This is a genomic window from Streptomyces bugieae (assembly GCF_036352915.1).
Taxonomy (GTDB): Bacteria; Actinomycetota; Actinomycetes; order Streptomycetales; family Streptomycetaceae; genus Streptomyces; species Streptomyces endophytica.
Window position 1 is genome coordinate 1 of record NZ_JAZBJP010000008.1, and the last position, 21,385, is coordinate 21,385.

At 69.4% G+C, this 21,385-nt stretch carries 15 protein-coding genes and 1 tRNA gene; 6 read left to right on the forward strand and 10 right to left on the reverse strand.

What is annotated here, in order from left to right; genetic code table 11:
* Positions 1 to 202 precede the first annotated feature (202 nt).
* On the forward strand, positions 203 to 1,621 hold the full coding sequence (locus V2J85_RS16420) for a pyridoxal phosphate-dependent decarboxylase family protein (RefSeq protein WP_261952078.1): 1,419 nt from the start codon (positions 203 to 205) through the stop codon (positions 1,619 to 1,621).
* Complete coding sequence (locus V2J85_RS16425) at positions 1,618 to 3,045, forward strand: lysine N(6)-hydroxylase/L-ornithine N(5)-oxygenase family protein (protein WP_330822005.1); 1,428 nt, start codon at positions 1,618 to 1,620, stop codon at positions 3,043 to 3,045. The genes V2J85_RS16420 and V2J85_RS16425 overlap by 4 nt, the downstream gene beginning before the upstream one ends.
* Before the next feature lie 93 nt (positions 3,046 to 3,138).
* Here V2J85_RS16425 and V2J85_RS16430 read toward each other — a convergent pair whose 3' ends face one another.
* Complete coding sequence (locus tag V2J85_RS16430; protein WP_330822006.1) at positions 3,139 to 4,959, reverse strand: bifunctional metallophosphatase/5'-nucleotidase; 1,821 nt, start codon at positions 4,957 to 4,959, stop codon at positions 3,139 to 3,141.
* A 183-nt stretch (positions 4,960 to 5,142) separates the two neighbouring features.
* Here V2J85_RS16430 and V2J85_RS16435 point away from each other — a divergent pair, with 183 nt between their 5' ends.
* Together V2J85_RS16435 and pyk are read left to right on the forward strand one after the other, a co-directional pair.
* A complete protein-coding gene (locus V2J85_RS16435; protein ID WP_330822007.1) occupies positions 5,143 to 5,838 on the forward strand; it encodes an SIMPL domain-containing protein in 696 nt (231 codons plus the stop codon).
* Positions 5,839 to 5,983: 145 nt separating this feature from the next.
* Positions 5,984 to 7,420, forward strand: coding sequence for a pyruvate kinase (gene pyk / locus V2J85_RS16440; protein WP_261952082.1), 1,437 nt, complete (start codon positions 5,984 to 5,986; stop codon positions 7,418 to 7,420).
* A gap of 51 nt (positions 7,421 to 7,471) precedes the next feature.
* Here the strand turns inward: pyk and V2J85_RS16445 are convergent, their stop codons facing one another.
* Together V2J85_RS16445 and V2J85_RS16450 are read right to left on the reverse strand one after the other, a co-directional pair.
* A complete protein-coding gene (locus V2J85_RS16445; RefSeq protein WP_330822008.1) occupies positions 7,472 to 8,245 on the reverse strand; it encodes a transcriptional regulator in 774 nt (257 codons plus the stop codon).
* Between the two features lie 110 nt (positions 8,246 to 8,355).
* A tRNA-Leu gene (locus V2J85_RS16450) sits at positions 8,356 to 8,428 on the reverse strand.
* A gap of 86 nt (positions 8,429 to 8,514) precedes the next feature.
* Between V2J85_RS16450 and V2J85_RS16455 the strand changes: the two genes are divergently transcribed.
* The gene (locus tag V2J85_RS16455; RefSeq protein WP_410011165.1) at positions 8,515 to 9,180 is read left to right on the forward strand and encodes an ANTAR domain-containing response regulator; all 666 of its coding nucleotides are present in this window, start codon (positions 8,515 to 8,517) and stop codon (positions 9,178 to 9,180) included.
* A gap of 74 nt (positions 9,181 to 9,254) precedes the next feature.
* Here the strand turns inward: V2J85_RS16455 and V2J85_RS16460 are convergent, their stop codons facing one another.
* The 7 genes from V2J85_RS16460 to V2J85_RS16490 form a co-directional block, all read right to left on the reverse strand.
* On the reverse strand, positions 9,255 to 9,971 hold the full coding sequence (locus V2J85_RS16460) for an ABC transporter ATP-binding protein (RefSeq protein ID WP_261952085.1): 717 nt from the start codon (positions 9,969 to 9,971) through the stop codon (positions 9,255 to 9,257).
* Positions 9,968 to 10,891, reverse strand: a complete 924-nt coding sequence (locus V2J85_RS16465; protein ID WP_410011166.1) for an ABC transporter ATP-binding protein — start codon at positions 10,889 to 10,891, stop codon at positions 9,968 to 9,970. Before V2J85_RS16465 ends, V2J85_RS16460 begins: the two co-directional genes overlap by 4 nt.
* A 5-nt stretch (positions 10,892 to 10,896) precedes the next feature.
* Positions 10,897 to 12,690, reverse strand: coding sequence for a branched-chain amino acid ABC transporter permease (locus V2J85_RS16470; protein ID WP_330822009.1), 1,794 nt, complete (start codon positions 12,688 to 12,690; stop codon positions 10,897 to 10,899).
* 5 nt (positions 12,691 to 12,695) lie between these two features.
* Positions 12,696 to 13,625, reverse strand: a complete 930-nt coding sequence (locus tag V2J85_RS16475; protein ID WP_261952087.1) for a branched-chain amino acid ABC transporter permease — start codon at positions 13,623 to 13,625, stop codon at positions 12,696 to 12,698.
* Positions 13,626 to 13,761: 136 nt separating this feature from the next.
* Positions 13,762 to 14,982, reverse strand: coding sequence for a branched-chain amino acid ABC transporter substrate-binding protein (locus tag V2J85_RS16480; protein WP_330822105.1), 1,221 nt, complete (start codon positions 14,980 to 14,982; stop codon positions 13,762 to 13,764).
* A gap of 478 nt (positions 14,983 to 15,460) precedes the next feature.
* Complete coding sequence (locus V2J85_RS16485) at positions 15,461 to 15,934, reverse strand: PaaI family thioesterase (protein WP_261952088.1); 474 nt, start codon at positions 15,932 to 15,934, stop codon at positions 15,461 to 15,463.
* Positions 15,935 to 16,069: 135 nt separating this feature from the next.
* Positions 16,070 to 18,379 carry an FdhF/YdeP family oxidoreductase gene (locus V2J85_RS16490; protein WP_261952089.1) on the reverse strand — a complete coding sequence of 770 codons (2,310 nt, stop codon included), beginning with the start codon at positions 18,377 to 18,379 and terminating at the stop codon, positions 16,070 to 16,072.
* A gap of 304 nt (positions 18,380 to 18,683) precedes the next feature.
* Between V2J85_RS16490 and polA the strand changes: the two genes are divergently transcribed.
* Positions 18,684 to 21,344 (forward strand): DNA polymerase I, encoded by a 2,661-nt coding sequence (polA, locus tag V2J85_RS16495; protein ID WP_330822107.1) that lies wholly within the window; start codon positions 18,684 to 18,686, stop codon positions 21,342 to 21,344.
* Positions 21,345 to 21,385: the final 41 nt, after the last annotated feature.

Genomic DNA, 21,385 nt, shown 5'->3' on the forward strand with positions numbered 1-21,385 from the left:
ACCCCCAGGTGCCCCCACCCCGCCACGGCACCCGGTCGCACCCGAACACCTGCGGTACACCCGTACCACTTACGGGTGGTATGACCGCGACCGGTGGATACGCGCCGTACGGGGAAAGTAACTTAGGGCCGCCTAAACAGCTCGTCCTTACCCGGACCGGCCAGGCACACCGCCCCAACTCTCCCTGAAGAAGAGCACATCCATGTCTGTGCCCCCTGCCGGCACCGCCCTCGCAGGCGGCACCCACGGCCCCCGCGCACTCCGCCCGCTCCTCGACACCGTCCTCGACGCCCTCACCACCGGCGCCGAGGACCGCGCCGGCCCCCTCCCGCCGGGCGGCCCCGACACCGTCGCCCGCGCCGTGCGCGACGCCTGCCACCCTCTCCTCCCCGACCACGGCACCGGCGCGCACGCCGCCCTGCGCACCCTCGTCCACACCCTCGCCGCCGGGGCCGCCGACCCCGCCGACCCGCACTGCGCCGCCCACCTGCACTGCCCCCCACTCGCCCTGGCCACCGCCGCCGACCTCGCCGCGGCCGCCCTCAACCCCTCACTCGACTCCTGGGACCAGGCCCCCGCCGCCTCCACCCTCGAAACCCTCACCAGCCGCGCCCTCGCCGCGCTCGTCTACCCCCAGGCCGCCGAACCCGACGCGCTGATCACCACCGGCGGCACCGAGTCCAACCAACTCGCCCTCCTCCTCGCCCGCGAAGCCATCCCCGCCCCCGGCCGCCCCCACACCGGCCCCCTCCAGATCGTCTGCGGCGCCAACGCCCACCACTCCATCCACCGCTCCGCCTGGCTCCTCGGCCTCCCCGAACCCCTCACCCTCCCCACCCCCAACGGCATCCTCGCCCCCGACACCGTCCACACCTGCCTCGCCAACCTCACCGGACACACCGGCCCGGTACTCCTCACCGCCACCGCCGGCACCACCAACTCCGGCGCCATCGACCCCCTCACCGACCTCGCCGACCTCGCCGACCACCACGGCGCCCGTTTCCACATCGACGCGGCCTACGGCGGCGCACTCCTCTTCAGCGACACCCACCACACCGCCCTCACCGGCCTCGCCCGCGCCCACACCGTCGCCCTCGACCTGCACAAACTCGGCTGGCAACCGGTCGCCGCCGGCCTGCTCGCCGTCCCCGACCCGAGCGCGCTGGCCGCCCTCACCCACCAGGCCGACTACCTCAACGCCGACGACGACACCGAAGCCGGCCTCCCCGACCTGCTCCACCGCTCACTCCGCACCACCCGCCGCCCCGACATCCTCAAAATCGCCGTCACCCTCAAAGCCCTCGGCCGCCGCGGCCTCGGCGAACTCATCGACCGCACCCTCGCCGCCGCCCAGACCCTCGCCGACCTCATCGAGGACCACCCCCGCTACGAACTCCACTCCCGCCCCACCCTCAGCACCGTCCTCTTCCGCCCCATCGGCGCCGACGACACCACCCTCGCCACCATCCGCCGCACCCTCCTCACCGACGGCCAGGCCGTCCTCGGCCGCGCCACCACCCCCACCGGCCTCTGGCTCAAGGCCACCCTCCTCAACCCCCACACGCAAACCGGAGACCTCACCACCCTCCTCAAACTCGTGGAAGGCCACATCCCCCGATGAGCAGCAACCCCGAAACCCCCCTCACCCACCCCGCCACCTCCGACGAGCCCCTCGACCTCGCCGGCATCGGCATCGGCCCGTTCAACCTCTCCCTCGCCGCCCTCGCCCACCCCCTCAGTCACCTGCGCACCGCCTTCTACGACCAACGCCCCGCCTTCCACTGGCACCCCGGCCTCCTCATCGACGGCGCCACCCTCCAAGTCCCCTTCCTCGCCGACCTCGTCACCCTCGCCGACCCCGCCAGCCCCTGGACCTTCCTCAACTACCTCAAAACCCGCGAACGCCTCTTCCCCTTCTACTTCGCCGAGCGCTTCCACATCCACCGCGCCGAATACGACGCCTACTGCCGCTGGGTCAGCGAGAGCCTCCCCAGCCTCCACTTCGGCCACCAGATCGACGCCGTCCGCTGGAACCCCGAACGCGAAACCTTCGAAATCGACTACACCCAACTCGGCGCCGACGGCGAAGCCGAAGCCCTCGGCCGCACCCACGCCCGCAACCTCGTCCTCGGCATCGGCACCACCCCCCACATCCCCGTCCCCCTCCGCCCCCTCGCCGACGCCCCCGCCGTCCCCGTCATCCACTCCGCCGACTACCTCGACCACCGCGACCGCCTGCTCGCCGCCGACCACCTCACCGTCATCGGCGCCGGCCAGTCAGGCGCGGAAATCTTCCTCGACCAGCTCCGCGCCCGCCCCGCCGGCCGCGAAGGCGTGCACTGGCTCGCCCGCACCCCCGCCTTCGCCCCCATGGAATACAGCAAACTCGGCCTCGAACACTTCACCCCCGACTACACCCGCTACTTCCACGGCCTCCCCGAACGCGTCCGCGACACCCTCGTCCCCACCCAGTGGCAACTCCACAAGGCCATCGACCACGACACCCTCGCCGCCATCCACGACGAGCTCTACCGCCGCACCCTCCAAGGCGGCTGGCCCGACGCCACCCTCACCCCCGGCGTCTCCGTACGCACCGCCGGCCGCGTCGGCACCACCAAGGTCGAACTCCACCTCGACCACACCCAGCAAGGCACCCGCTCCCGCCTCACCACCGACGCCGTCGTCCTCGCCACCGGCTACCGCGAACGCCGCATGGACACCCTGCTCGCCGCCCTCGACCCCTACATCCGCCGCGACGCCGCCGAACGCCCCCGCATCGACGCCCACCACCGCATGGTCCTCGACCCCGCCGTCACCGGATCCCTCTACGTCCAGAACGCCGAAACCCACACCCACGGCGTCGGCGCCCCCGACCTCGGCCTCGCCGCCTGGCGCAGCGCCACCATCCTCAACAACCTCACCGACACCACCCCCTACCCCCTCCCCACCCGCACCGCCTTCACCACGTTCGGCCTCCCACAGCCCCCCGCCCCCCACACCCGCACCATCCCCAACCAGGGCAGCACCCTCGTCCCCCGCCACTGACAACAGGGCGCGGCGGCGCCACCGGCACCGCCGCACCCCACCGCCGACAGACCGGCAATTCCGCCAAGCGCCGGCCCTCCGCCAAAAGACCCGCTAAAACACCGGCACCCCGTCCCGCACCAACCGCCAGTCCACCGAAGCGAACACCGACGGATCGATCTCCTTCTTCTCCTGCACCCAATTGATGATCAAATTCCGGATCTCGTCCGACGTCGACCACACCTGCCGCGCACCCGCCACATGCGGAAAACCGCCACCCCCACTCGCCCGGTAGTTGTTCACCGCCAGCACGAATTGCGCATCGTCCGCCACCGGCTTCCCCTCCCAGCTCAGCTTCCCGATGCGCTGACCCGCCGGCTTCGCGATATCGATCTCGTACGACAGCCCGCGCACCGCGTCATAGTTGTAATCCGGAATGCCGTCCGCATTCGTGATCCGCGCCGGATCCACCGGACCACCCGCAGCCGTCCGCACGTAATACCGCGCGGAGAACTCCAGATACTCCCGCACCTGCGCACCGGTCAACACCCGCGCCTCCAGCGTGTTGTCGAACGGGTACAACGCCGCCATCGACCGGATCGTCACATCCCCCTCCGGCACCCGCGCCGCACGCGAAAAGCACGAAGCCTGCGACACCACCGGCAACCCCGCGAACTCCGACCCGGCCAACGCCTTACGCACCACCTCGGCCTGCACATAGGCAATGAAGTCCAGCACCGGCACGTCCTTCACCGGAGCATCCGCCGCCGACAACTCCGCCTTCGACCGACCGATCACCCGGTTCACATACGCCACCACCTTCCGGTGCTCCGCCCGCAGCAGCTCGGTGATCCGCGAATCCTCCGCCACCGCATTCGAATTCACCACCCGCGAACCGACCGACCCCACCTCCCAACGGCCACGACGCCACTCCACCACCACATCGAAAAGCGTCAGCCGCTGCCCCCACTTCAACGGCTCCGACAGCACCACCTCCCGGCCGGTCTGCTCGTTCACCACCCGCCGCTCGGGAATCTCCACATGCGCATGGCCCACCAGAATCGCGTCGATCCCCGGCACCCGCTCCGCCACCAACGCCGCCGCATTCTCCACATACGGCAACTGATCCCCGTACGACGACGTCCCGCTCGCCCCCGAATGCGCCGCCACGAACACCACATCCGCGCCCATCGACCGCAACTTCGGAACCCAGTGCGCGGCCTGCTCCACCAACCCCGGAAACGCCAGCTTCCCCTGCACATGCGCCTTGTCCCACAGCGCGATCCCCGGATTCGTCAACCCCAGCACCGCCACCGTCACCACCCGCCCGTGCGGCGACCGCAACCGCTTCAGCACATACGGCCGGAATGCCGGACGCAACGTCCGGGCATCCACCGCATTCGCCCCCAGCAGCGGAAAATTACAACTCTCCTCGAACTTCCGCAGCACCGGAATCCCGTAATTGAACTCGTGATTCCCCAACGCCGCCGCGTCATACCCGATCGCATTCATCGCCCGCGCCATCGGATGCACCGGACCGCCCGGATCCGTGATCGGGTCCACCTTCGCGTAGTAATACGCCAGTTGCGTCCCCTGAATGGTGTCACCCGCATCGATCAGCAGCGTATTGCGCCGGCCCTTCTCCCGCCGCACCTGCGACACCAGCGTCGAGATCTTCGCCAGCCCCACGTCGTTGTGATCGGCGTCATCGAACTCCGCGTCCGTGGTGTAGTCCCAGTTGAAGACGTTCCCGTGCAGATCCGTCGTCCCCATCACCGTGAACGCGTACCGCTCCGGCCGGTGACCATGACTCCGTCCGTGCTGCCCCACCGGCCCCGCCGCCGCGGCCGCCGGCGCCCCGGCCGCTCCCGCGAGCGCCACCCCGGCCCCCGTCACCACGGAACTCCCCACGAACTTCCTACGGTCGAGCGACATCCCAACTCCCCTGAATCCACGCGGACAAGCGCCACCACAACCCGTGGCAACGCGCGTAGATTCTGGCCCAGTCACCCCCTCCGCAACACCCCCCGGCCGCCCGGAATCCCACGATCCGCACCCCGGTGTGCAACCCTGCGCCCACCGCACCCACCCACCCACACCCCGCCCGAGGAGCCACCCATGACCGACCCCGGCCCCCTGCCCTACGGCACCCCCGACGCCCCCCGCCTCGCCGTACGCGGCGAAGCCACTCTCGAAGTCGACCCCGAGATCGCCCGCATCGCCGTCACCGTCGCCGCCCGCGGCACCGACCGCACCACCGCCCTCGCCGACCTCACCCGCCGCAACGAACAGGCCCTCACCCTCATCAAGAGCTACCCCGAAGCCCTCGAAAAGCTCGAAACCGGCGCCCTCAGCATCACCCCCGAACTCACCGACAAAGGCCGCCACGAACGCGTCCGCGCCTACCGCGGCCGCGTCACCCACACCGCCACCCTCACCGACTTCACCACCCTCGGCGAACTCACCACCCGCCTCGCCGACCTCGACCTCACCCGCGTCGACGGCCCCTGGTGGGACCTCCGCCCCGACTCGCCCGCCCACCGCGCCGCCCGCACCCAAGCCGTGCACGAGGCCGTCCAGCGCGCCCGCGAATACGCCGAAGCCCTCGGCGCCCGCCTCGACGCCCTCTTGGAGATCGCCGACCTCGGCGCCGAGAACGCCGCACCCGTCGCCGCCCCGGCCATGCGCTCCTTCGCCGGCTACGGAGGCGCCGCCGTCCAGGAAAGTGCCCCCGCCCTCGACCTCGAACCCCAGCGCCAAACCCTCTACGCCAGCGTCAACGCACGCTTCACCATGACCCGTCCCGCACTCTGAGACGCCACCGCGCGAGGGCGAATTTCCGCTCATCGGAGCGCCTTCGCGCGCATTCCATTACTTGTCAACAGCCTTTCACCAAGCGCTCGTTGAGCAGTCACTTCTTTACAGTTCCCTACCGCCGGGTAAGTCATAGGGTCGAAACATGCGCCGAGCAAAGATCGTCTGCACACTGGGACCCGCCACCGACTCGTACGAGCAGATCAAAGCCCTCGTCGAAGCCGGAATGGACATCGCCCGCTTCAACCTCAGCCACGGCACCTACGCCGACCACGAAGCGCGATTCGACCGGGTCCGCAAAGCATCCGAAGAAACCCGCCGCAGCGTCGGCATCCTCGCCGACCTTCAAGGCCCGAAGATCCGCCTCGGCCGATTCCGCGAAGGACCCGTACTTCTCGAACGCGGCGACGAGTTCACCATCACCGTCGAACCCGGCACCGAAGGCGACCGCCACCTCTGCGGCACCACCTACCCCGGCCTCGCCGCCGACGTCACCACCGGCGAACGCATCCTCGTCGACGACGGCAAGGTCACCCTCCAGGTCACCGACGTCGCCGGCCCCCAGGTCCGCACCGTCGTCATCGAAGGCGGCATGGTCTCCGACCACAAGGGCCTCAACCTCCCCGGCGTCGCCGTCTCCGTCCCCGCCCTCTCCGAAAAGGACCAGGACGACCTCCGCTGGGCCCTGCGCTACGGCGCCGACATCATCGCCCTCTCCTTCGTCCGCAACGGCCGTGACATCGAGGACGTCCACCGCATCATGCGCGAGGAAGACCGCTTCCTCCCCGTCATCGCCAAGGTCGAGAAGCCCCAGGCCGTCGACAACATCGACGACATCGTCGCCGCCTTCGACGGCATCATGGTCGCGCGCGGCGACCTCGGCGTCGAAATGCCGCTGGAAACCGTCCCCATCGTCCAGAAGCGCGCCATCAAGCTCGCCAAGCGCAACGCCAAGCCGGTCATCGTCGCCACCCAGATGCTCGACTCGATGATCGACAACTCCCGCCCCACCCGCGCCGAAGCCTCCGACGTCGCGAACGCCGTCATCGACGGCACCGACGCCGTCATGCTCTCCGGCGAAACCAGCGTCGGTAAATACCCCACCGAAACCGTCAAAACCATGAGCCGCATCGTCGAGGCCGCCGAGGAAGACCTCCTCGCCAAGGGCCTCCCGCCGCTCACCGAGGCCAACAAGCCCCGCACCCAGGGTGGCGCCGTCGCCCGCGCCGCCGCCGACATGGGCGACTTCCTCGGCGCGAAGTTCCTCGTCGCCTTCACCCAGTCCGGCGACACCGTCCGCCGCCTCTCCCGCTACCGCTCGCCCATCCCGCTGCTCGCCTTCACCCCCGACCCGGCCACCCGCTCCCAGCTCAACGTCAGCTGGGGCGTGGAGACCTTCCTCGGCCCCACCGTCAACTCCACGGACGAGATGGTCGCCCAGGTCGACGAGCAGCTCCTCAAGATCGGCCGCTGCCAGAAGGGCGACCTGGTCATCATCACCGCCGGCTCCCCGCCCGGCGTCCCCGGCTCCACCAACCTCGTCCGCGTCCACCACATCGGCGAATCCGACGCCACCAACTAGCCCCACCCGCACAAGATCCCGCTGGGCCGAGGTACCTGACTGCCGTCCCTGTCAGTACTTCGGCCCGATGTGTTGGTCCATGAGGGCCACGGAACTGCGCTTGGCCACGGAGATGTTCTCCGCCCTGCGCGCCTGATGCGCCGGCTTCCATTCGACGCCGACCCTGTCGAGGGTGCTGGTGTAGAGACGGATGATGTCGGCCGACATGTTGGTGAAGAAGTACCGCGGGTACTCGTAGCGCCTGCGCTCGCCGCCGACCGTCCGCGTCGTCCGGTTGGTGATCCGGCACCCGTCGGAATGGATCAGCCCGCGGATGAATTCCCAGGGATGGTCGTCCACGATCTCCTGCTGCCACGGTGCGAGAGCGATCCGCCGCTCGTGCTTCTTGCCGGGGCCGTGCTGGGGGAAGAGGCACGGCCAGTGGTGGCTGTAGCTCGTCACCATGACGCATCCTTGGCGCTGGATGATGCACACGCTGTTCATGGGTCGGACCGCCTTCACCGCCTCGCGGCACGCCACGATGAGCCCGGGCCAGGCGTCCGCGCAGGCGATACGGAGCGCGTACCCGCGGTTCCGGGGCTGCTTGCTGAGGCACCCGTCGCCCAGGTAGAGGCCGAGCAGATAGGCGTAGGCCTCGGTGGCCGCCGGTGGTCGTGGCTCGGGCTCGCATCGCGGACATTCCGTCGCGCGGGAGAGCGGCTCGACCCTGGTCCGCCAGGAGCGGATGGCGTACCGGGATATGCCGGTCTGCTTGCTTACGGAGTTGAGGCTGCGGCCTTGGGCGACGAGGGCCAGGGTCTGCTCGCGAGTGCTGCGGTCGTACATGCATGCGAGCTTGATGCGATCTTTGCCGCGCCGGGCCGGATCGAAGAATTGTTCACCGGGTTGAGTGAAGATCACCCATCGCGCGTGAAGCCTTCGAATTGAAGGTCAAGTGCCCCGGGTGGGATTCGAACCCACGCTATATGGTGTTTGAGACCATCGCCTCTACCGCTGGGCTACCGGGGCGTCCTTCGAAGTGAAGGTCAACGGAGACCCGCCGTGCATCAAACATACAGGAGATAGGTAGGCTCATGGGGCACCACCTGACCGGAATGAGGAGTCCCGTGAGCGCCGCCGAGCCCGAGCAGCCCGCCGCCGATGACGATCAGTCGCACGTTCCGCCGCTGACCACGCGCGTCGTGATCGCGGAGGACGAGGCCCTCATCCGTCTGGATCTCAAAGAGATGCTGGAGGAGGAGGGCTACACCGTCGTCGGCGAGGCCGGGGACGGGCAGACCGCCGTGGAGCTGGCCCGGGAGCACCGCCCCGATCTGGTGATCCTGGACGTGAAGATGCCGGTGCTGGACGGTATCTCGGCGGCCGAGAAGATCGCCGAGGAGAGCATCGCGCCGGTGTTGATGCTGACCGCGTTCTCGCAGCGGGAGCTCGTCGAGCGGGCGCGGGACGCGGGTGCGATGGCGTATCTGGTGAAGCCCTTCTCGAAGAGCGACGTCGTACCGGCGATCGAGATGGCGGTGAGCCGGTTCACCGAGCTGAAGACGCTGGAGAAGGAGGTCGCGGACCTCACGCAGCGGCTGGAGACGCGCAAGCTGGTGGACCGGGCGAAGAGCATTCTGCAGACGCAGTACGGGCTGACCGAGCCCGCTGCCTTCCGGTGGATCCAGAAGACGTCGATGGACCGGCGGCTGTCGATGCAGCAGGTTGCCGAGGCGGTCATCGAGGACGCCGAGGAGAAGAAGCAGAAGAAGGAGCAGTAGCGCGGCTCCGCGCGGACTGTGCGTGCGGCCCCGTACCGGTGATGACCGGTGCGGGGCCGCATGCGTGTGTGGGGTCAGTCCTCGCCGAGGTAGGCCTTGCGGACGGATTCGTCGTGGAGGAGGTGCTGGCCGGTGCCGGAGAGGGCGATGCGGCCGATTTCCATGACGTGGGCGTGGTCGGCGAGGGTGAGGGCGGCCTGGGCGTTCTGTTCGACGAGGAGGATGGTGGTGCCTTGTTCGCGGAGTTCGCGGATGGTTTCCATGATCTTCTTCATCATGATCGGCGAGAGGCCCATGGACGGTTCGTCGAGCATGAGGAGCTTGGGGCGGGACATCAAGGCGCGGCCCATGGCGAGCATTTGTTGTTCACCGCCGGAGAGGGTGCCGGAGGCTTGTTTGCGGCGTTCCCCGAGGATGGGGAAGAGCTCGTAGACGCGTTGGATGTCTTTTTCTATCCCGTCCTTGTCCTTGCGGAGGAAGGCGCCGAGTTGCAGGTTTTCCTCGATGGTGAGGCGGGGGAAGAGGTGGCGGCCTTCGGGGGAGTGGGCGAGGCCCAGGGCGACGATTTTGTGGGCCGCGACTCCGGTGAGGGGCTTTCCGTCGAAGGTGATTTTCCCGGAGCTGGGCTTGAGGAGTCCGGAGAGGGTGCGGAGGGTGGTCGTCTTTCCGGCGCCGTTGGTGCCGATGAGGGTGACGACCTGGCCGCTTTCGACGGTGAAGGAGATGCCTTTGACGGCTTCGATCTTGCCGTAGGCGACCCGGAGGTCTTCGACCTCTAGCAGTGCGGTCACGGGGCTTCTCCCTTGGTGGTGCCGGGGGTGCTCGGCGCGTCGGCCGCCGTGTCCGCCGCCGCTTCGGCGGCGGCGACCTCGGCCGCCTCGGCTTCTCCGGGGGCGCCCTCGAAGGGTTCGCCGAGGTAGGCGGCGACGACGCGTTCGTCGGCCTGGACGGTGTCGGAGGTGCCTTCGACGAGTTTTTCACCTTGGACGAGGACGGCGACGCGGTCGCAGAGGTTGAAGATGAAGCGCATGTCGTGCTCGATGACGAGGACGGCGATGCCTTTGTCGCGGATGGCGAGGACGAGTTCTTCGGTGGCGCGCGTCTCCTGGGGGTTCATGCCGGCGGTGGGTTCGTCGAGGAGGAGCAGGCCGGGTTCGGAGGCGAGGGCGCGGGCGATTTCCAGTTTGCGTTGTTCGCCGTAGGGGAGGTTGCGCGCGAGGTGGTCGCGTTTGTGGGCGAGGCCGATGAATTCGAGGAGTTCTGTGGCGCGTTCTTCGCTGGTGCGTTCGGCCTTTTTGAAGCCGGGGCTGCGGAGGAGGGCGGACCAGAGTCCTTCTTTGGTGCGGGTGTGGCGGCCGACGAGGACGTTTTCGAGGACGGTCATGTTGGCGAAGAGCCGGATGTTCTGGAAGGTGCGGGCGATGCCGGCCTTGGTGACGAGGTGGGGTTTGGGTGGGAGGACGGTGCCTTTGTAGGAGACGGTGCCTTCGGTGGGGATGTAGAGGCCGGTCAGGCAGTTGAAGAAGGTTGTTTTCCCGGCGCCGTTGGGGCCGATGAGGCCGACGATTTCGCGGGGGTGGACGGTGAGGTCGACTCCTCGTACGGCGGTGAGTCCGCCGAAGCGCATGGTGACGCCGTCGGCGCGGAGGACGGGGTCGTTGTCGGTGGGGGCGTTGTCAGTGGCGGGTGCGAGGGTGGGTGGTGTGGTCATGGTCGTCACGCCTTTGCCTTGGTGACGCCGGTGGTGGCGGCTGGGTCGGGGAGGCGTTGGTCGGGCACGTCGAGTTGACCGGTTTCGTGGAATTCGAGTTGCTTGCGGCGGTCGGGGATGAGGCCTTCGGGGCGGAAGCGCATGAGGAGGACGAGGGCGATGCCGAAGAGGAGGAGTTGGTAGTCCTGGAGGAAGTCGAGTTTGGCGGGGATGAGGAAGAGGAGTGCGGCGCCGACGAGGGGGCCGCTGAGGGTGCCCATGCCGCCGAGGATGACGGCGGCGAGGAGGAAGGCGGAGTTGGGGGGTTGGGGTCCGGCGAATTGGAATTGTTCGGGGGTGGCGGTGGTGACGACGTGGGCGTGGACGGTGCCGGCGAGTCCGGCGAGTGCGGCGCCGAGGGCGAACGCGAGGAGGCGCAGGCGGAAGCTGTTGATGCCCATGGCGACGGCGGCGGTTTCGTCCTCGCGGATGGCGATCCAGGCGCGGCCGATGCGGGAGGCTGCGGCGCGGCGGAAGACGAGGACGACGAGGGCGGTCACGAGGATCATCAGCAGGTAGTAGTTGCCGTAGGTGGCGATGGGGATGCCGAGGATGTCGTGGGTTTCGCCGAAGTTGAAGCCGAGGATTTCGAGGTTGGGGATGTTGGGGATGCCCATGGCGCCGTTGGTGACGTCGGGGCCGGTGGTGCCGTTGAGGTTGAGCATGGCGATGCGGAAGATCTCACCGAAGCCGAGGGTGACGATGGCGAGGTAGTCGCCGCGTAGCCGGAGGGTGGGGGCGCCGATGAGGACGCCGAAGACGAGGGAGGCGGCGGCTCCGGTGAGGAGGGCGGCCCAGAAGGGGAAGTGGAGGCCGAGCGCGGATTCGGGGGAGCCGGAGACGAGGGCTGCGGCGTAGGCGCCGACGCCGAGGAAGGCGACGTATCCGAGGTCGAGGAGGCCGGCGAGGCCGACGACGACGTTGAGGCCGAGGGCGACGGTCGCGAAGATCAGGATGTTGGCACCGATGATCGTGTACTGGTCGGTGTCCTGGGTGAGGGGGAAGCTGGCGGCGGCGAGGAAGGCTGCGGTGAGGGCGATGCCGCGGTGTCGGTGGGTGAGTTCGGTGAGGCGCGCGATGAGTCCGGCGCGGTGCAGCGCGGGGACGGCGAGGGCGATGAAGAGGAGGTAGCCGACGAAGGGGGCGCCGTCGTCGGTGTCGATGCCGTAGGTGAAGGCGATCAGTCCGGCGGCGAACGCGGCGGCGATGGTCAGGATCTCGGCCCAGGTGGGGAGCGGGCGGCCGCGGGGCCGTAGGGGGCTGGCGGTCAGGAGCGCGGTGAAGCGTTGCCAGGGGTTGCCGGTCGGGTCGGTGGGGGGCTGGTCGGGGGGCAGGGCGAGGGCGCCGAGGAGGGTGAGGAGTGCGGCGGCGCCGGCTGCGAAGCCGCCGGGTTCGAGGTTGACGAGGCCGCCGAGTTGGACGGCGATGGCGCCGAGGGTGAACCAGGTCGCGGCGAAGGTGGCGAGGGCGGCGAGGAGGGTGGGGGCGTGGCGTCCGGCGGGGGTGAGCCAGGTCAGGCCGCGCAGGCCGAGTGCGGAGGCGGCCAGGAGGAGGGTGAGGAGGCCGCCGGTGAGGGTGACGATCTGGAGGCCGGCGGGGGAGCCGTAGTAGGTGAGGTCGCCGGGGAAGTCGCTGCTCCAGGTCCAGGAGAGGCCGGTGGTGGCGGTGGTGGCGAGGGCGCCGGCGGCGGTGGTGAGGCGGGCGGTGCGTTCGGGGAGGGGGAGGAGGCCCCGGGGGGTGGTTGCGGTGGTGGTGGTCATCGGTATCACGCCCGATCCGCGACGCGTTCGCCCAGTAGGCCTTGTGGCCGCAGGAGGAGTACGAGGATGAGGAGGACGAAGGCCCAGACGTCCTTCCAGGCTCCGCCGCCGAATTGCTGCATGCCGGGGATGTCTTCGACGTAGGCGGTGGCGAGGGCTTCGGCGATGCCGAGGACGACGCCGCCGAGCATGGCGCCGTAGATGTTGCCGATGCCGCCGAGGACGGCTGCGGTGAAGGCCTTGAGGCCCATGATGAAGCCCATGCGGAATTGGACCTCGCCGGTGCGCAGTCCGTAGGCGACGGCGGCGACGCCGGCGAAGGCGGCGCCGATGGCGAAGGCGAGGACGATGATGCGGTCGGTGTTGATGCCCATGAGTTTGGCGGTGTCGGGGTCCTGGGCGGTGGCCTGCATGGCGCGGCCGCTGCGGGTGCGGGCGACGAAGAAGCCGAGGGCGATCATGCAGAGCGGTGCGGCGATGAGGACGAAGAGGTCGCCGCGTTGGACGGTGGCGCCGAGGATGTCGAGGGCGCGGCCCTTGAACTGGGGGAAGACGCGGGCCTGTTTGCCGTCGGGGTACCACTTCCAGATGGCTTGCTGGAGGGCGATGGACAGGCCGATGGCGGTGATGAGGGGGGCGAGGCGGGGCGCGCCGCGCAGCGGGCGGTAGGCGAAGCGTTCCGCCGCGATGCCGACGAGGACGGATACCGCGATGCCGCCGAGGAGCATGACCGGCAGGGCGAGGGCGAGGGAGGTGCCGGTGGGGAGGGCGAGGTAGACGCTGAGCGCTCCGAAGCCACCGACCATGAATATCTCGCCGTGGGCGAAGTTGATGAGCTGGACTATTCCGTAGACCATCGTGTAGCCGATCGCGATGAGTCCGTACATCGCGCCGAGGATGAGTCCGTTGGCCAGCTGTTGCGGCAGTTCGCTCACCGCAGGGCCTCCGTGGTGTGATCAAGCACGGGTGGGAATTCGGGGGGTTTTCGGGTGTCCCGATGTGCCGCGGGCCGCGCCAGGGTCGTTGGTGGCGTCCTGGCGCGGCCCGGGTGTGTGCGTGGTGCTGGTGGGGTCAGCTCTTGTCGAATTCCTTGAACGGGGCGCTGAAGCGGGCGGCCCAGTCGCCCTTTTCGACCTGGTAGGCCGTGATCATGGTGTTGGTGGTGTCGCCGTATTTGTCGAAGGCGACCTTTCCGGTGACGCCGTCGAAGGTGACCTTGTTCATGGCGTCGGTGACCTTCTTACGGGCGTCGTCGGGGAGTTTGCCGTTGTTGGCTTCGACGACGTTCTTGACGGCCTGGATGAGGGCCCAGGTGGAGTCGTAGGTGGAGCCGCCGTAGGCCTCGTAGGGCTCCTTGAATCCGGCTGCCTTGTAGTCGGCGATGTATTTCTTGGCGGAGGGGAGTTGTTCGACGGGCTTGCCGACGGAGGAGGCGTAGTCGCCCTGGGCCTTCTTGTTCAGCTTGATGTAGTCGGCGCTGTACATGCCGTCGCCGCCCATGAGGGGGACGGTGACGCCGCCGTCCTTGAGCTGCTGGCTGAGGGGGCCGGAGGCGGGGTATTCGCCGCCGTAGAAGACCAGGTCGGGTTTGGCGGATTTGACCTTGGAGACGACGGCCTTGAAGTCGCGGTCGTCGGGGCTGACGTGTTCGGTGCCGACGATCTTTCCGCCGAGTTTGGCGAACTGGTCCTTGAAGGAGGAGGCGAGGCCGACGCCGTAGGTCTTCTGGTCGTCGATGACGTAGGCCTTCTTGGCCTTGACCTTTTCCCAGGCGTACTGGCCGTCGAAGGCGCCTTGTACTTCGTCGGTGGTGGCGGTCCGGAAGTAGGTCGGGAATTGCCGGACGCGCTTGTTCTTCTTCCAGTCCGGGCCCTGGGTGAGGTCGGGCGTGGTGTTGGCCGGGGAGATCAGCGTCAGGTTGTTCTGCTTGGAGACCTGCTGCATGGACTGGGCGACGCCGGAATTGAGCGGGCCGACGATGCCGAGGACGTCCTTGTTGCCGGCGAGTTTGGTGGCGTTCTGCTGGCCGACGTTGGGCAGTGCCTTGTCATCGAGGGCCTGGAGTTTGAAGGTGACGCCCTTGACTTCGTTGTTCTTGTTGGCGATGTCGACGGCGAGCTGGGCGGAGTTGCGTATGCCCAGGCCGAGCGCGGAGAGTTCGCCGGTGGTGGGGGCGTCGAGGCCGATGACGACGGTGGTTTTTCCTTCGCCGTTTTTGTTGCCGTCGCCGCGGGAGCCGCACGCGGTGAGCGTGAGGGCGCCGGTGGTGAGTGCGGTGGTGATGAGGAGCAAGGAACGGTGACGCACGATCAGTCCTTTCCCTGGCGCGGCCACGGCTGTCGCATGGCCGATTCGCGCGCCGGGCTGTACGGGTGGTACAGGGGTCCGTGCTCGCAGCGCGCCCGGCGGCGCGGTGACTGGCGGTGACTCTAGAGCGGTGTTCGTCGCGTCGGCAGAGGCGCTGGCCAGGATGTGACGCTCTTGTTATGACCAGCGATGAGCGTTTTGCCGTCATGGTGCTTACAGGTGGAGCGAACGCGGCGCGGAAGGTGAACTCGCACTTCCGTGGGTGGTTGCGCGGTGCGACCGCCGGAGGGCGTCCGGCTATCGGATGGAGTGGGCAGGGGCCTGTGGTGGCACGGGGTCCGGGGTGTGCGGGTTGCGGCGGTATTGCGTGCGTGTGACGCAGCGTTACGGAAAGACGGGCGGCCCCGCACCCTGGGCGGGGGCGGGGCCGTGGTGGTGGGCGGCGTGGGCCGTCCTGATCCGGTCAGCTGCGGTAGGCGTCGGTGTCGACGTCGCGCAGCATGCAGGTCAGACGGGCGGTGCAGACCCGCTTGCCGTGTTCGTCGGTGATGACGATCTCGTAGGTGGCGGTGGAGCGGCCGCGGTGTACGGGGGTGGCGACGCCGGTGACGAGGCCGGAGCGGACGCCGCGGTGGTGGGTGCAGTTGAGGTCGACGCCGACGGCGAGCTTGGTGGGGCCGCCGTGCAGCATGGAGCCGACGGAGCCGAGGGTTTCGGCCAGTACGGCCGAGGCGCCGCCGTGCAGGAGGCCGTAGGGCTGGGTGTTGCCCTCGACGGGCATGGTGCCCACGACGCGGTCGGGTCCGGCCTCGGTCACCTGGACGCTCATCCGCTCGCCGAGGTGTCCGGCGGAGAAGAGTGCGGGCAGGTCGATGCCGAGTCCGGCCCACTGGTCGAGGATCTCCTGCGGGAATGTGGTGGTGGTCTGCTCACCCATGATGCCTACGGCTCCGTTCGCTCGCCCGTGATCGTCGTCGATCCGTGCCCGTTCCTATCAGGCCGCTGAGCGAGCGCTCAGCGCGGGGTCGGGTGTTCCCGGCGGCCGGCGCGGTGCCGGCCGCCGTGGTGGGGGTCAGTCGGTGGGGGTCTTCTCCAGGCGGATGACCACGGACTTGGCCGCGGGGGTGTTGCTGGTGTCGGCGGTGTGGTCGAGCGGGATGAGGACGTTGGTCTCGGGGTAGTAGGCGGCGGCGCAGCCGCGGGCCGTCGGGTAGTGCACGACGCGGAAGCCGGGGGCGCGGCGTTCGCTGCCGTCGGTCCATTCGCTGACCAGGTCGGTGTAGTCGCCGTCGGCGAGGCCGTGGGCGTGGGCGTCGTCGGGGTGCAGGAGCACCACCCGGCGGCCGTTCTTGATGCCGCGGTAGCGGTCGTCGAGGCCGTAGATGGTGGTGTTGTACTGGTCGTGCGAGCGCAGGGTCTGCAGCAGCAGCCGGCCTTCGGGGACGGTGGGGTATTCCACGGGCGCGGCGGTGAAGTTGGCCTTGCCGGTGGCGGTGGGGAAGCGGCGGTTGTCCCGGGGGGCGTGCGGCAGGGCGAAGCCTCCGGGGCGGGCGACCCTGGTGTTGAAGTCGTCGAAGCCGGGGATGACGCGGGCGATGCGGTCGCGGATCGTCGCGTAGTCCTTCTCGAACTCCTCCCACGGGGTGGGGCTGTCGGGTCCGAGGACGCGGCGGGCGAGGCGGGCGACGATGGCGGGCTCGGACAGCAGGTGGGGGCCTGCCGGTTCGAGGCGGCCGCGGGAGGCGTGCACCATGCCCATGGAGTCCTCGACGGTCACGAACTGCTCGCCGCCGTCCTGGCGGTCGCGCTCGGTGCGCCCCAGGGTGGGCAGGATCAGCGCGCGGGCGCCGGTGATGACGTGCGAGCGGTTGAGTTTGGTGGAGACGTGGACGGTGAGCCGGGCGCGGCGCATCGCGGCTTCGGTGACGTCGGTGTCGGGAGTGGCGGAGACGAAGTTGCCGCCCATGGCGAAGAACACCTTGGCCTGTCCGTCCCGGAGGGCGCGGATGGCGCGGACGACGTCGAGGCCGTGTTCGCGCGGCGGCGCGAAGCCGAATTCCTTCTCCAGGGCGTCGAGGAAGGCGGGGGCGGGCCGTTCGAAGATGCCCATGGTGCGGTCGCCCTGGACGTTGCTGTGGCCGCGTACGGGGCAGACGCCGGCGCCGGGGCGGCCGATGTTGCCGCGCAGGAGGAGGAAGTTGACGACTTCCTGGATGGTGGGGACGGAGTGCTTGTGCTGGGTCAGGCCCATCGCCCAGCACACGATGGTGCGCCGGGAGGCGAGGACCATCTCCAGGGCGCGTTCGATCTCGTCGCGGGTCAGGCCGGTGGCGGCGAGCGTTTCGTCCCAGTCGCCGTCGGCCTTCGCGGCCCGCGCGAACTCCTCGAAGCCGTGGGTGTGTTCGCGGATGAATTCCTCGTCGAGGGCGCCGGAGCCCGCGCCGGAGGCGCTCGACGCCACGTCGAGGATGCCGCGGTTGAGGGCGCGGAAGAGTGCCTGGTCGCCGCCGAGGCGCACCTGGAGGAACAGGTCGGTCAGGGCGGTGCCGCCGCCGGCCAGTCCGCGCGGGGTCTGGGGGTTCTTGAAGCGTTCCAGACCGGCTTCGGGCAGCGGGTTGATCGAGATGATCTTGGTGCCGCCGGCCTTGGCCTTCTCCAGGGCGGTGAGCATGCGGGGGTGGTTGGTGCCGGGGTTCTGGCCGGCGACGATGATCAGGTCGGCCTTGTAGAGGTCCTCCAGCAGGACGCTGCCCTTGCCGATGCCGATGGTCTCGGTGAGGGCCGAGCCGGACGACTCGTGGCACATGTTGGAGCAGTCGGGCAGGTTGTTGGTGCCGAACTCGCGGGCGAAGAGCTGGTAGAGGAAGGCGGCCTCGTTGCTGGTGCGGCCGGAGGTGTAGAAGACGGCCTCGTCGGGGGAGTCGAGGGCGGTCAGCTCCTCGCCGATGATGTCGAAGGCGCGCTCCCAGGTGACGGGGGCGTAGTGGTCGGCGCCTTCGTCCAGGTACATGGGGTGGGTGAGGCGGCCCTGCTGACCGAGCCAGTAGCCGCTGCGGGTGGCGAGGTCGGCGACCGGGTGCGCGGCGAAGAAGTCCGGGGTGACGCGGCGCAGGGTGGCCTCTTCGGCGACGGCCTTGGCGCCGTTCTCGCAGAACTCGGCGGTGTGCGGCTTGTCGGGTTCGGGCCAGGCGCAGCCGGGGCAGTCGAAGCCGTCGGGCTGGTTGACGCGCAGCAGGGTCAGGGCGGTGCGGCGGACGCCCATCTGCCGTTGGGCGATCTTGAGGGCGTTGGTGATCGCCGGCATTCCCACGGCGGAGTGCTGGGGTGCGCTGACCTGGGGCGCGTCCTGGACGGGGTCCGACGCGGGCGGCTTGCCTGCCATGGCGCTCTCCCTTGAGCCGTGAGCTGGTGCTGGCTCCGCCGGCGCGGCGGATCGTTGCGGTGCGCATCAGATCCTGTCACGGACCGGGGCGGGCGGTGTAGGGGAGTGCGGCCGGGGTGCGGGGGAGGGGCGGCAGGGGCTGTGGCGAGCGGTGGCAGGGGTGTGCGGGGCGGGGGCGGGGCCGTCGCGGCGGGGATTGTCAGTGGGCCGTGGCAGGATCGGGGGCGTGGCAGCAAAGGCAGCGAAGAAGAGCGAAGCGACCGGCACCGAGGCGGCGGCGGGCGGTCGTCCCCGCCTGCTCCTCATGGACGGGCATTCCATGGCATACCGGGCATATTTCGCCCTGCCCGTGGAGAATTTCACCACCGTCACCGGCCAACCGACCAATGCGATCTACGGCTTCGCGTCGATGCTCGCGAACACCCTGCGTGACGAGGCGCCCACGCATTTCGCGGTCGCCTTCGACGTCTCGCGCAAGACCTGGCGCTCCGAGGAGTATCCGGAGTACAAGGCCAACCGCTCCAAGACCCCCGACGAGTTCAAGGGGCAGGTCGAGCTGATCGGCGAGATGCTCGACGCGATGCGGGTCAAGCGCTTCGCGGTGGACGGCTTCGAGGCCGACGACGTCATCGCCACGCTCACCGAGCAGGCCGTCGCCCAGGGCTTCCACGTCTCGATCGTCACCGGCGACCGGGACTCCTTCCAGCTGGTCTCCGACGACGTCACGGTCCTCTACCCCACCAAGGGCGTCTCGGAGCTGACCCGGTTCACCCCCGAGAAGGTCTTCGAGAAGTACGGCCTGACCCCCGCCCAGTACCCGGACTTCGCCGCGCTGCGCGGCGACCCGTCCGACAACCTCCCCGGCATCCCCGGCGTCGGCGAGAAGACCGCCACGAAGTGGATCAACCAGTTCGGTTCGTTCGCGGAACTGGTGGAGCGCGTGGACGAGGTCAAGGGCAAGGCCGGTCAGAACCTCCGCGACCACCTGGAGTCGGTGAAGCGCAACCGCGTGCTGACGGAGATGGTGCGCGATGTGAAGCTGCCGTGCGGCCCCGAGGAGCTGACCCGCGAGGCGTACGACCGCGAGGCCCTCAAGGTGTTCCTCAACGCCCTGGAGATCCGCAACCAGGGCCTGCGCGACCGGCTGCACGCCGTCGACCCGGGCGCCGTGGAGACCGCCGAGGAGGCCGCGCCGGCCCCCGGCGTCGAGGTGGACGGCACGGTCCTGGCCACCGGCGAACTCGCCCCGTGGCTGGCCGAACACGCCACCGGCCCGCTGGGCGTGGCCACCGTCGACGTCTGGACACTGGGCAGCGGTAGCGTGGCCGAGATCGCGCTGGCCACCCCGCAGGGGCCGGCCGCCTGGTTCGACCCCGCGCAGCTCGACGAGGCCGACGAGCAGGCGTTCGCCGCCTGGAGCGCCGACCCCGAGCGCCCGAAGGTGATGCACAACGCCAAGGGCCTGATGCGGGTCTTCGGCGAGCACGGCTGGCGCATCGAGGGCGTGACGATGGACACCGCCCTCGCCGCCTATCTGGTCAAGCCCGGCCGCCGCTCCTTCGCGCTGGACGCCCTCTCCATCGAGTACCTCGGACGGGACCTCGCCCCGGCCGCGGCCGGCGACGGCCAGCTGGCGTTCGGCGCGGACGAGCAGGCCGAGGCGGACGCCCTGATGGCGCAGGCCCGTACGGTCCTCGACCTGGGCACGGCGTTCGGGACGAAGCTCGCCGAGGTCGGCGCGGCCGATCTGCTGCGCAATGTGGAGCTGCCGACCAGCGATCTGCTGGCCCGGATGGAGCGGGCCGGTATCGCCGCGGACCGGGGCTGGCTGGAGCGGATGGAGCAGCAGTTCGCCGGGGCGGTCGCGCAGGCCGTCAAGGAGGCGCACGCCGCCGCGGGCCATGAGTTCAACCTCGGCTCGCCCAAGCAGCTCCAGGAGGTCCTCTTCGGCGAGCTGGGCCTGCCGAAGACCAAGAAGACCAAGACCGGCTACACCACCGACGCCGACGCCCTGGCCTGGCTGGCCGCGCAGACCGACAACGAACTCCCGGTGATCATGCTCCGCCACCGTGAGCAGGCCAAGCTGCGCACGACGGTCGAGGGCCTGATCAAGACCATCGGCGCGGACGGCCGGATCCACACCACCTTCAACCAGACCGTCGCCGCCACCGGCCGGCTGTCGTCCACCGACCCCAACCTGCAGAACATCCCGGTGCGGACGGACGAGGGTCGGGCGATCCGCCGCGGCTTCGTCGTCGGCGAGGGCTTCGAGTCGCTGCTGACCGCCGACTACAGCCAGATCGAACTGCGCGTGATGGCCCACCTCTCCGAGGACGAGGGCCTGATCGAGGCGTTCACCTCCGGCGAGGACCTGCACACCACCGTCGCCTCCCAGGTCTTCTCGGTCGCCAAGACCGAGGTCGACCCGGAGATGCGCCGCAAGATCAAGGCGATGTCCTACGGCCTGGCGTACGGGCTGTCGGCGTTCGGCCTCTCCCAGCAGCTGGGCATCCAGCCCGACGAGGCCCGCAAGCTGATGGACACCTACTTCGAGCGGTTCGGCGGGGTGCGCGACTACCTCCACCGCGTCGTGGACGAGGCCCGCGCCACCGGTTACACGGAGACGATGCTCGGCCGCCGCCGCTATCTGCCGGACCTCAACAGCGACAACCGCCAGCGCCGCGAGATGGCCGAGCGGATGGCGCTGAACGCCCCGATCCAGGGCACCGCCGCCGACATCGTCAAGATCGCGATGCTGCGGGTCGACATCGCCCTGCGGGCCGCGGAGCTGCAGTCCCGGATGCTGCTCCAGGTCCATGACGAAATCGTCGTCGAGGTGGCCCCCGGCGAACGCGAGCAGGTCGAGGAGCTGCTCCGCCGCGAGATGGCCGACGCGGTCGAGCTGCGCGCCCCGCTGGACGTCTCGGTCGGCTCCGGCAAGGACTGGGAGTCGGCGGCGCACTGACGGGAGCGCGGCGGGGCCCACCGGCCGGACGCGGTGGGCCG